The organism is Photobacterium sp. SKA34, assembly GCF_000153325.1.
GTDB lineage: Bacteria > Pseudomonadota > Gammaproteobacteria > Enterobacterales > Vibrionaceae > Photobacterium.
Window position 1 is genome coordinate 126,090 of the sequence record NZ_CH724146.1, and the last position, 11,874, is coordinate 137,963.

The 11,874-nt window shown below is 41.3% G+C and carries 8 protein-coding genes and 5 tRNA genes; 2 read left to right on the forward strand and 11 right to left on the reverse strand.

What is annotated here, in order from left to right; genetic code table 11:
- Window positions 1–40 precede the first annotated feature (40 nt).
- Both SKA34_RS21430 and SKA34_RS21435 read right to left on the reverse strand, forming a co-directional pair.
- Window positions 41–1,027, reverse strand: a complete 987-nt coding sequence (locus tag SKA34_RS21430) for a helix-turn-helix domain-containing protein (protein ID WP_006647515.1) — start codon at window positions 1,025–1,027, stop codon at window positions 41–43.
- 1,020 nt (window positions 1,028–2,047) lie between these two features.
- Window positions 2,048–2,635, reverse strand: coding sequence for a hypothetical protein (locus SKA34_RS21435; RefSeq protein ID WP_006647516.1), 588 nt, complete (start codon window positions 2,633–2,635; stop codon window positions 2,048–2,050).
- A 453-nt stretch (window positions 2,636–3,088) separates the two neighbouring features.
- Between SKA34_RS21435 and SKA34_RS21440 the strand changes: the two genes are divergently transcribed.
- On the forward strand, window positions 3,089–4,462 hold the full coding sequence (locus SKA34_RS21440; RefSeq protein WP_369750695.1) for a YjiH family protein: 1,374 nt from the start codon (window positions 3,089–3,091) through the stop codon (window positions 4,460–4,462).
- Window positions 4,463–4,528: 66 nt separating this feature from the next.
- Here SKA34_RS21440 and SKA34_RS21445 read toward each other — a convergent pair whose 3' ends face one another.
- From SKA34_RS21445 to SKA34_RS21485, 9 genes are all read right to left on the reverse strand, one after another.
- A complete protein-coding gene (locus SKA34_RS21445) occupies window positions 4,529–5,467 on the reverse strand; it encodes an ABC transporter permease (protein WP_006647518.1) in 939 nt (312 codons plus the stop codon).
- Between the two features lie 3 nt (window positions 5,468–5,470).
- Window positions 5,471–6,448, reverse strand: coding sequence for an ABC transporter permease (locus tag SKA34_RS21450; protein WP_005372184.1), 978 nt, complete (start codon window positions 6,446–6,448; stop codon window positions 5,471–5,473).
- A 75-nt stretch (window positions 6,449–6,523) separates the two neighbouring features.
- A complete protein-coding gene (locus tag SKA34_RS21455; RefSeq protein ID WP_006647519.1) occupies window positions 6,524–8,083 on the reverse strand; it encodes an ABC transporter substrate-binding protein in 1,560 nt (519 codons plus the stop codon).
- A gap of 56 nt (window positions 8,084–8,139) precedes the next feature.
- A complete protein-coding gene (locus SKA34_RS21460; protein ID WP_006647520.1) occupies window positions 8,140–9,858 on the reverse strand; it encodes an ABC transporter ATP-binding protein in 1,719 nt (572 codons plus the stop codon).
- 770 nt (window positions 9,859–10,628) lie between these two features.
- Window positions 10,629–10,705: transfer RNA gene (locus SKA34_RS21465), tRNA-Pro, on the reverse strand.
- 53 nt (window positions 10,706–10,758) lie between these two features.
- Window positions 10,759–10,834, reverse strand: a tRNA-His gene (locus tag SKA34_RS21470).
- A 9-nt stretch (window positions 10,835–10,843) separates the two neighbouring features.
- Window positions 10,844–10,920, reverse strand: a tRNA-Pro gene (locus SKA34_RS21475).
- Window positions 10,921–10,996: 76 nt separating this feature from the next.
- Window positions 10,997–11,072 (reverse strand) — tRNA-His (locus tag SKA34_RS21480).
- A 35-nt stretch (window positions 11,073–11,107) separates the two neighbouring features.
- Window positions 11,108–11,184: transfer RNA gene (locus SKA34_RS21485), tRNA-Arg, on the reverse strand.
- Between the two features lie 282 nt (window positions 11,185–11,466).
- Here SKA34_RS21485 and SKA34_RS21490 point away from each other — a divergent pair.
- Window positions 11,467–11,874, forward strand: a complete 408-nt coding sequence (locus tag SKA34_RS21490; protein WP_006647521.1) for a cytochrome c5 family protein — start codon at window positions 11,467–11,469, stop codon at window positions 11,872–11,874.

Consider the following 11,874-nt stretch of genomic DNA (forward strand, 5'->3'; position numbering starts at 1 on the left):
TGAAGTGATGATATCACCTCTAACTAAGTGACCAAATTCACTATGCCACTACAAAACGACCTGTGTAGTCCGCATGAACCAGTGTGTTCACAAGAGCTTCACGTAATGCAACATGCACCTGTGTACCATCTTGTCGAATACCATCTTTAAGCTCAAAAGGGACTTTCAGATCTTCGGTCAATTTACGATAAGTTCGGCGGTAGAAGTCAAAAATATTGCCAGACCAAGTGCCGTCAGGGCAAAGGCGATCAACCCACCGCCGCTCTGTCTTTGCTTCAGGGCGCTCCTGGTAGTCCACAAAGTAATTCGGAGCAGCATCTTGAATTGCCTCCCAATTACCAAACATTAGAATTCCTGCGAGAGTCATTCCTTCTTGGCCTGTTTGTCTGTCTTTTCGCCAACCACCAATACTCCTTAGCAAGTCAAAGTTATCAAGCTCTAGGGATGGATGTCCGGGTTTTGAGACGGATAATAACCGACGATATGCTTGCAAGCTTTCGATATTGATATCTGACATATCAAAGTTTTGTAGAACTCGACTATCACGGCTATCTTCTACTTGTTCCGCCATCATTCGTCGCACCTGTTCTTCTGAACATCGACAGTCACCCTCGTGCAAACGTACATAAGTTTCTGTCATTGGCTGGTTGTTGAGAAAAATAGGTTTTTGTTCACGTCTAGCAGCTGGGACCTCAACCACTAAAATGGCCTTATCATCTAGGGTAAGGGTATGCACATGTTGATCAGAAAATAAGTTAATATTTACTTTCTTCTTGTTGTTAGCAATATCAAAAAGCTGCTTTTTAACTACGTCTACATTTTGAATTCCGGCAACTTTAAAGTTACCTTTCTTCTCTCGTACACCAAGGATTACATAGCCACCCCGACTGTTTGCCATTGCACTGTATGTGGGCCAAAAGTCATCTGGAAGTTTACCTTTACCATCTTGTCCCTGAGCGAGCTTGAACTCCAGCTCGGCCGATTCAGAGAGTGTTTGTATATCAATTAAGTCGTTTATCGGTAACATTCATGGATATCCTTTTATGCTCAATACATACGTATTGCGAGAGACGCATAATTTCAGTCATAGTGTTGATCGGGTACTCGACAAAACACTTGGTAATTAAACACAATCAAAAATTACAGCTCCAGCAACACCACATTATAAAGTCTGAAAATAAGTACTTCAATCAACTAACATTTCTAAGATTCATGCAGAAAAAAGCCCGTAACTTTAGGAAAGTACGCACTCCATGTGTTTATCTAAAACATAAATGCTTTGAGGGCAGGTTGGAGCTTAGTTCTTGTCTATAGTGTATTCTCTGGAAAGTGATATAGTGATTACATGGTTTTTAGGGAAAATCACTCCGAACTTCGATTTTTCTGAAAAAGGCTCAAATGCCTTTTCCTTTGTAGCTTTCCAGATTTATTACAGAAACCACCTGTGTAGGTAATTCATTACCATGAGATAATTGTCTCACTGAGATAATATTAAGAGGCGATGTATGCAAAATACATCGCCTTTTTTATTCTCTTTGTCGTATCACTATAAGTCTAAATACAAGTATTATAAGCCTTTAAAAGCTCAATTAATCCTTGTATATTTAGATTAGAAAAACTAATACCAAAACACTAGTTTTTTTCATTTTTCAATAATCAAAAAATATCTATAATGCGCGCATCGAAACACGACCGAATGCCTGTTGTTACATTGTTTAGGCGATGGTTGTACATAAAATCTAGCTTAATCTTTTATAGGTAATTCCATGACTCGTATCGTTAATAAAATTGTTGCTCTATACACTCCAGCGTTTTCTTCTCTATACAAAAACGGCAACAATAAGTAAGCATTAAATATCTTACTGAAAAAAGAATTTAAAAAGGGCTTTGAACGGCGTGTTCAAAGCCCTTTTGCTATATATCGCCTGAAAAATCGACCAATCGACATGCATCTTTAGTCTTACGTTTTTAATCACGACAACGTAAGCTTTATTTAAACGAAAAAAACACCGCGCAAAGGCGGTGTTTTTTAAAATCTATTTACTTATTAGTGATGGTGGTGATGATCATGACCACAGCTACAGCTTGGCGCAATGACACTTTGAATTTGCGTAAGCGTGATCTGTTTAAGTAACTCTTCTGTACTGATGGTGTTTAGCAAGTGCATGTTTTCTGCATTCACTGCCATCATATCTTCAATTTCACGCTGCTTGTTAACCACATCAATTAATTTATGGCTAACTTCTGTTGGTAATGAAAACTCACGGATCACTTTCATTTCATTGCTATGCGTATCAACTGCCATCATATTCAATGTTAATGAAGCGGTATCTTCTGCTGGTTGTGCAAAAAACTCATGAGGGATAACCGCAGCATTAAACTGAATATCAAACGCTAGATCACCGAGTTTTAGTACCACTAAACAACCGCCATTTTCAGTGCTTAGTACACCAAACTCAGCACCAGATTCAGCAAGTAGTTGTTGTTCGTCTTCAGTAATATTTTCTAAACCAATAAAAACAACATTCGTCATATCATTGCGGAACATTTCCAGAACAGCACCATCTCCCGCTGCAAATGGATGATTTTCAATAAGTTGACCAACGTGAAAATGATTATGATGTTGTTCTGTCATAGCAAACCTCAATAAATTGGTAACGTTATAATTTAGCTAAAGCAATAAATACAACATATTGTTTAATGTCACCATTATAACCATTACAAATAAAAACATAATCCCCATAAAAGCAAAAACACTATTACATATAAGTAATAATATTACGCAAATGAGAAGAGTCGCTAGAGCCACTAGAATAATGAATCAAACTCCAATCACATTATAATAGTCATAAGACACTAATTTTTATTCATTTGTTAAATCATAACGTTTACTAAGCACATAAATATTAGAATAAAACCAAAAAACATTTACATAATTAACCATTTTTTACCAGTCAACTATTCCATGCTTTACTAAAAGAATGTAATCTCTCCCTCCCTAAATATGGAAAACCAGTGAATAGTTATTCTCACAGGGCCTATAAGGGGTATTCCTATTTATTCGGCAGTTTCTATCAGTAGGTTGTAAATCAAGATGCAAGACCAAGCAGTAGCACCAGCTAAAAACACCTTGAACACTTGGCTAATGTTCATTATCCCATCATTAATTGGTGTGTTCCTATTTATGGCACCGATTAATTTCAATGGTGACATTACAATCCCTATCGCAATCTTAGCGAAAACGATCCAAAGCCATTTTGAGAACTCGCTAACCTCTATTGTGACAGCAGTGATTAGCTTTACAGCTATCATGTCGATCATCACTAAATTGTTTAAACCGGGTTTTATTACCCGTAATAGCTTTTTAAACGGCTTAATGAATCCATCACCAATGTGGTTTGTGGTTCAACAGCTAGGCGCTATTTTTGTTGTTATGGCGTACTTTAATATTGGCCCTGTGATATTTCGTAACGATGCAACAGGCGGTCTTGTATTAAACGATTTACTGCCCGTTCTATTCTCAGTATTTATTTTTGCAGGTTTGCTACTGCCGCTTCTACTCAATTTTGGTCTACTGGAATTTTTTGGCACCCTATTTACCCGCATTATGCGACCTATTTTTGGTCTACCTGGCCGTTCATCTGTTAACTGCATTGCATCTTGGCTAGGTGATGGTTCTGTCGGCGTCTTATTGACCAGTAAACAATACGAATCGGGAATGTACACCCAACGTGAAGCTGCCATTATTGGTACAACCTTTTCAGCAGTATCTATTACCTTTAGCTTGGTTGTAATTGCGCAAGTGAACCTAGAACGCATGTTCGTGCCGTTCTACTTAACAGTATGTTTAGCAGGTTTAGTCGCAGCCATCATTGTACCTCGTCTACCACCGTTATCACGTAAGAAAGACGTCTACATTGATGGCACAAAAGAAAGCAAACACAATGAAAGCGTACCGCAAGGTCACAACGTTTTATCTTACGGTTTACACCAAGCACTAAAGAAAGCTGCTGAAGTAAAAAGTATTCCAGCGATTGCGTTAGATGGAGTGAAAAACGCAGTCGATATGGTATTTGGTGTACTACCTGTTGTAATGGCAATTGGTACTATTGCGCTGGTAATTGCCGAAAACACACCACTGTTTGATTACCTTGGCATGCCATTTATTCCGTTCTTAGAATTGCTGCATATTCCAGAAGCGGAAGCAGCATCAAAGACAATTGTGGTCGGTTTTGCAGATATGTTCTTACCATCTATTTTGGCATCAACCATTCAAAGCGACATGACACGCTTCATCATCGCTGCAATGTCAGTGACACAACTTATCTACATGTCTGAAATTGGCGCACTATTAATTGGTAGTAAAGTGCCAGTAAAAGCGTGGGAACTGTTTGTAATTTTCATTTTGCGTACACTAGTGACTTTACCTGTGATTGCAGGTATGGCGCATTTACTGTTCTAAATTTTAGTTTCACTGATAAAAAAGGCGACCAATTGGTCGCCTTTTTACTATCTAAACGTCAGCTCATTAGCCTTTATAAATCTTCGGGTTAAACACGTCCCGTAACCAATCACCTAACAAGTTGATTACCAGCACTAATACCACCAGCAAAATACCTGGGAAGACGGTGATCCACCACGCGCCAGAGAAAATATATTTAAAGCCGATACTGATCAGTGAACCCAATGATGGCTGATCCACCGGCAGACCTAAGCCTAAGAATGACAAGGCCGCTTCTGACATAATGGCATTCGCCACCTGCACCGTTGAAATCACTAAGATCGGTGATAAGCAGTTTGGTAGAATATGACGGAACATAATACGTGGCGCTCTAAAGCCCATGACTTTTGCCGCTTCAACATACTCTTTCTTCTTCTCGGCTAATACCGAAGCTCGCACTGTACGTGCATACTGAGGCCATTCAGCAATACCAATGATCATCACCAGCATGATCACCGCATATTGCGCATAGGTTTCAGCACCTAATGCAGTACGGAAAATCGCAGAAACGATGATCGCTACCATCATGGTCGAGAATGATAACTGCACATCAGCAATACGCATCAAGAAGCTATCAACACGGCCACCATAATAACCCGCAGTTAAGCCAATCACGATCCCCAGTGTCATTTGCAGTGCAACAGCAAGTAAACCAATCGTTAGGGATAAACGCGCACCATAGAGCATGGTCGATAAAATATCACGGCCTTGATCGTCGGTGCCAAGTAAGAAGTTTTCATCACCGTCTTCCATCCATGATGGCGGTAATTCTGAATCCATAATATCTATCGACGCTAAATCATACGGATTACTCGGCGCTATAAACGGTGCAAACAATGCCGTAGTGGCAAACGTTAGAAAGACAGCGAAGCACACCATCGCCACTTTGTCTTTCTTAAAATAATACAAAATATCGGAGTTTTTAAAACGCTCCCAACGGCTTGGTGCAGCTAGTGTATTACTCATGACTTACTCTCCCTTGCCAGTCAGGTTTACAGTCGGGTTAACCAATCCATAGAGCAAATCGACGATGGTATTAGTCACAACAAAGATCAAGCCAACAAAAATTACGTAAGCTGTGATAAGTGGGGTATCAACACGGTTAATGGCATCTAAAAAGAGCAATCCTGTGCCTGGCCATTGGAATACACTTTCAGTCAAAATGGTGTAAGCAATCATGGTACCAATCTGCACCCCACCAACCGTTAATACTGGCAGCATGGTATTTTTTAAGGCGTGTTGGTAGTAGACCTTTTTCATCGGTAGCCCTTTCGCTTTCGCAAACTTAATGTATTCAGAGCTCAACACTTCTAACATTTCAGAGCGTACTAAACGAATAAACAACGGCAACATAATCGACGCTAAGGCTACACATGGCAGCACAAGGTGCTTTAAGCCATCAAGGGTAAAGAACCCCGATTCCCAACCTAAATAGTTGGCGGTTTCACCTCGCCCAAACGAAGGTAACCAACCTAGCTCAATAGAAAAGACGTACATCAACATAATGGCAGTTAAGAAAACGGGAATTGATATACCAATACTACTGAACGCCATAATGGCTTTGGTTAAGAAACTATTGGGATGAATCGCGGAATACACCCCAAGCGGAATAGAGACCAAGACAATAATAATAGTGGCACCAAAAACTAATTCTAAGGTGGCGACTAACTTGTCTAAAATCACTTCTGTGGCAGGCTTTTTAAAGGTATAAGACGTGCCAAGATCGCCTTGTACCGCATTCGCTAAAAATCGGCTGTACTTAGTGATAAACGGATCGTTAAGTCCTAAATCATCACGTAATTGTTGTCGTTCAGCTTCTGATACAGATTGCCCCACCAACTCTCGTAATGGGTCGCCAAGGTTATCTTGAATGGCAAAGGCCACCAAACTGATCACAAACATCACTATCAGTGCCTGATACAGGCGCTTGACCAGAAACGTAAACATTCCCTGCCCCTTCTCTTTCTTCCTGAAAAAGTGCCGGAGCAAGCTCCGGCACTGTCGCTTTCGCTATAACATTACTTACTTTTCATCGACCACAAGATCGCCAAAGTAAGGCTGTTCCATTGGATTAACAATATCGGCCGCGTGAACATTTGAACGCGCGCCCCATGCAAGGCTCTGCCAGTGCAGTGGGACAAATGCCGCTTCGTTGTACAACGTTGCTTCTACTTTCTGTAGCATTGCTTTACGTTTGCTTTGATCGGTTTCAACGTTCGCCGCTTCAATTAACTTATCAACTTCAGGGTTAGAGTAGAAACCACAGTTGTACTGACCTTGACCCGTTTCTTCATTACGCGTCATGGTTAAGAACTCAGTCATGTTTGCTGAATCTTCAGTATCGGCATGCCAACCAATCATCATCATGTCTGCCGCACACTTATCAAATTCAGGCCAGTATTGCGCTTTTGGCATGGTCTTGAGATCGACTTTCACGCCAATTTTAGACAGCATCGCCGCTACAGCTTGCGCTACTTTTGCATCGTTCACATAACGATTATTTGGTGCCATCATGGTTAATGTAAAGCCGTCGGCATAGCCTGCTTCTTTCATTAATTCTTTAGCTTTTTTCACATCGTAACGCGGTACTAAATCAGCATTGTAACCTTGGTAACCGGCAGGGCTCTGTTGACCTGCCGTAGTCGCAAAGCCTTTCATGATTTTCTTCACGATGCCTTCGTTGTTAATCGCATGTACAATCGCTTGGCGTACGCGTACATCTTTCAACGCTTCATTGCTGTTCTGGTTCATTTGAAACGAGATGATACGGGTACCCGGTAGTGTCACCAGATCAACATCTTTCGCTTCTTTCAAACGTTTATGATCATTAGGTGCAACGTGATCAATCATATCAACACCGCCAGAAAGCAACGCTGCAAGACGTGTTGCATCCTCTTTGATAGGCAATAGTGTTAACTTATCAACATTACCTTTTGATGCTTTATCCCAATAATTCGCATTACGGGTAAATTCAACTTTTACCCCTTGCTCACGCTCTGTAACGATAAATGGACCGGTACCTGAAAGATTGGTAGAAGCAAATGAGTTACCGTGTTTCGCAATTTCCGCTTTATCTTTGCCTTCAGCAGTTTTACCAGTGTAAAACTTACTGTCCATTGGGAAAATATATGTCGCGGTTTGTAGAACCAGTGGATAGGTTCCTTTCGAGATCAATTCAACCGTGTAATCATCCACTTTCTTCATTTCAGAGTACGGTGCAAAGATCTTTTTAAAGTCTGCCGAATCTTGCAGACGATTAAATGTCCATACCACATCGTCAGCTGTGAGTGGATTACCCGAATGGAATTTTACCCCTTGACGCAATTTGAAGCGGAACGTGTGATCATCAACACGCTCCCAGCTTTCAGCTAGACGCGGCTCAAAATCCATATCCTGGGTAAAACGAACAAGAGGATCGAACACCATATGAGATAGCTGTAGCGTACCGCCTGATAACTGCTCATGCGGATCTAATGAAACAGGATCCGAGGCATAGCCCAGTTTAATTTCTGCGGCAGTGACACTAAAACTTAAACCCGCGGCAATCAATGCTACGGCTAATTTGCTCTTGATGGTTTTCATTGCATAACTCCTTTATGCACGGGACCTCTCCCGCGAGTAATGTTTGTTGATGTGGACTAAGCGCGCTTTAATCCATTTTGACTAATCCCTTTAAATTCAGGCATCAGTGAAATTAAATGTTGGCTGTATTCATGCTGAGGATCGGTAAAGAGCTGTTCAGTTTTCGCTACTTCCAGCAAAGTACCTTTTTGCATCACCCCAATGCGATCACACATTTGGCGGATCACGGGTAAGTCATGGCTGATAAACAACATGGTCAAATTCAATTCGTCTTGCAGATCTTTAAGTAAATTCAAAATTTGTGCTTGAACAGACACATCCAGTGCTGATGTTGGCTCATCACAAATCAACAATCGTGGACGTGTTGCGAGGGCACGAGCAATGGAAATACGTTGACGTTGACCGCCTGAAAACTCGTGAGGATATTTCACCCCAGAGGCACGACCTAAACCAACATGATCCAATAAATCATGCACAATTTGACGGGTTTGTGCTTCGTTCTCAGTTAACTTATGAAAACGGATAGGCTCTGCAATAATATCGAAGATACGCATCCGTGGATTCATCGAAGTATATGGGTTTTGAAATACCATCTGCATCTGACGACGGAAAGGACGACGGTCGGCTTCATTCTTCAGCGCCGTTAGATCCATCCCTTCAAATGTCACCCGACCTTCATTCGGTGGATATAAACCAGCAATCACACGGGCTATTGTTGATTTACCTGAGCCAGATTCCCCTACTAAGCCAAAAGTTTCACCTTCAAAGACTTGGAAACTGACATCATTATTGGCTTGAACATATTCACGACGACTTTCAAAGAAAGAATCTTTGGTCACGAAGCGCAAACTCACGTTCTCTACATTCAATAATGGGCCTGAATAATCACGTTGCTCTTGGCGCTGTCCTAACCAATGATTTTTAACATCTAATGGCGGCGTTTCTTCTGCCGCTTCGATATAATTCACCAATGGAAAACGTTGTAATTTAATATCTGAACGTGGAACAGCTGAAATTAGGCTTTGGGTATATGGATGCTCGGGACGGTGTAAAACTTGCTCTGTGGTGCCAAGCTCGACTAAGTCACCACGATACATTACTGCTACGCGATCAGTCACATTCGAGACAACGCCCATATCGTGAGTAACCAGCATACAGCCCACATTTTTCTCTACACACAACTCACGGATCAGCGTTAAAATTTGATCTTGAATCGAAACATCTAAGGCTGTTGTCGGTTCATCGGCAATAATTAAATCAGGCTCTCCTGCCAGCGCGATGGCAATCACGACACGTTGACGCATACCGCCTGAAAATTGGTGAGGGTATTGCTTAATTCGCAATTCCGGTTGTGGAATGCCCACCTGCTCCATTAACATTAATGCACGTTTGTACGCTTCCTGCTGAGTGACTTGTAAATTGGTTACTATGGTTTCAGTGAGTTGCTGTTCAACCGTAAATAGCGGATTTAGCGATGTCATTGGATCTTGAAAAATAAATCCAATTTTAGCACCACGCACCTGACGCATTTGCTCTGGCGTTAGCCCTGAAATTTTCGTCCCATCAAGATACACATCACCATTGGCAATTTGCCCTGGTGGACTCAATAGATCAATCACCGCATTACCGACGGTTGATTTACCCGCACCGGATTCACCCACCACGCCGACTATTTCACCGCGCTCAATAGAAAACGATAATGATTTCACCGCAGCATGAACACCATGGCGGGATGGATATTCTATCCGAAGGTTTTTTACTTCTAATAAAGCCATGACCGACCCCAATTGCTTGGCAGCTCCTGCCAATATAAAAACTTGAATCCTTTCCACACCAGAACATTCATCTATGGCATGTCGGCCTATCAATCTGTCAAAAATTTCACATAAAATCAACATTTCAAAGCAAAAAACTATCAAGAATACAAACTATCGAATAATTATTCGAACACTATCATACGTAAAAACATATACACCAAAGCGAATTATCAATACAAAACGCCTCTTTATTACAGCAATAATGCGCAAAGTTTCACACAAACCCATCACTCACCAAACAAAGGAAAAAACAAGTTATGAATAATTTATCACCAACACCAACAACAAACATTTACATAGTTACAACATAATCTGCTTTTAATACAATAAGTAACACTAAAAACTATTAAGTTTTAATTTACTAGATATAAAAGCGAATAATTACGATGATATTGATATCTAAAACCAAGAAAAATCAGAATAGTCACGAAAAAAACCTAACTATTATGATACCGAGCCTTAATTAGGAGCGATAAAAAGCGACACCCTGTCATTAGGGGCCTCCGCTCCTTTGAGCTTAATCAATAACGCAGAGTTACTTGGGCTTTTCTATAGACGAAAAAAACCGCATCTTTCGATACGGTTTTCTTAATGGTAGTCGATGAAAAGCAAGGTTCTAACATCAGGGGAACACCCGACCTTTTGGGCTCTAATCAATAACTCTGAGCTACTTGAGCTTTTCTAAAGGCGAAAAAAAACCGTATCTTACGATACGGTTTTCTTAATGGTGGTCGGTGAAGAGGGATTCGAACCCCCGACCCTCTGGTCCCAAACCAGATGCGCTACCAAACTGCGCTATTCACCGACAATGTTTTAGGCTTACAAGGCCAAGGTCTCTTAACAAGATAACCTAAATAATGGGGTGGCTAACGAGGCTTGAACTCGCGACAACCGGAATCACAATCCGGGACTCTACCAACTGAGCTATAGCCACCATTGTAAGTGGTCGGTGAAGAGGGATTCGAACCCCCGACCCTCTGGTCCCAAACCAGATGCGCTACCAAACTGCGCTATTCACCGACTTAATTCTGTGTACTTGAATAAACAAGCAGGCTTTTAAAAAGCCAGAAAGCTGACGTATCAACTCTCTATAATATGGGGTGGCTAACGAGGCTTGAACTCGCGACAACCGGAATCACAATCCGGGACTCTACCAACTGAGCTATAGCCACCAATGTATTACCTTCCGCCAATACGACCATTTAAATGGTGCGCCCGAAAGGATTCGAACCTTCGGCCTTTGGCTCCGGAGGCCAACGCTCTATCCAGCTGAGCTACGGGCGCCTTGCCCTATCGACGGGGGTGAATATTACGGATCAGAACGCCTCTCGGCAAGTGTTTTTTTTCATTTTTCTCTCGCTCGCTGATTTTATGCTCAAATAACTATTGATTCGTATCATACAAATACAGCGCACAAGTTTGATCCTACGGTACAACCCGATATACTAACAAAGATATAACAATATAATCATTTTAAAAATATTCGCAGCACTATTTCAACATTAGCCACGAGTGAAGAAGATAAAAGCAACTAAAAATACAATTTGGAAGTATAAGGTGAGCGCCATGGACTTTTCTTTTCGACAATTTATATTCGCTGCTGTAGCCATATTCACCATTGCAGCTCCCGCAGTTGCTAACGACATGACAGATGAAGCTATTGCTGAGCGTATTAAACCTGTAGGTTCATTATATCTAGAAGGTGAAGCCCCTGCTGTAGAAGTAGCAGCAAGCCCTCGTAGTGGTGAAGCCGTTTATAATACTTTTTGTGCTTCTTGCCACACTCCAGGTGTTATGGGGGCACCAAAAAAAGACGATGCAGGTGATTGGTCTGCTCGTATTGCCCAAGGTAAAGATGTGTTAGCTGATCATGCTATTAATGGCTTTAATGCTATGCCTGCAAAAGGTGCCTGTATGGATTGTAGTGATGAAGAAATTGTTGCCGCCATTGATCACATGATTGCTGGCTTATAA

Coding starts and splice junctions, on each gene's coding strand:
- SKA34_RS21450 (WP_005372184.1), bottom strand. CDS start 6,448: ATGTTTACGTTTCTGGTCAAGCGCCTGTATCAGGCACTGATAGTGATG.
- SKA34_RS21490 (WP_006647521.1), top strand. CDS start 11,467: ATGGACTTTTCTTTTCGACAATTTATATTCGCTGCTGTAGCCATATTC.
- SKA34_RS21445 (WP_006647518.1), bottom strand. CDS start 5,467: ATGAGTAATACACTAGCTGCACCAAGCCGTTGGGAGCGTTTTAAAAAC.
- SKA34_RS21455 (WP_006647519.1), bottom strand. CDS start 8,083: ATGAAAACCATCAAGAGCAAATTAGCCGTAGCATTGATTGCCGCGGGT.
- SKA34_RS21435 (WP_006647516.1), bottom strand. CDS start 2,635: ATGACAGAACAACATCATAATCATTTTCACGTTGGTCAACTTATTGAA.
- SKA34_RS21460 (WP_006647520.1), bottom strand. CDS start 9,858: ATGGCTTTATTAGAAGTAAAAAACCTTCGGATAGAATATCCATCCCGC.
- SKA34_RS21430 (WP_006647515.1), bottom strand. CDS start 1,027: ATGTTACCGATAAACGACTTAATTGATATACAAACACTCTCTGAATCG.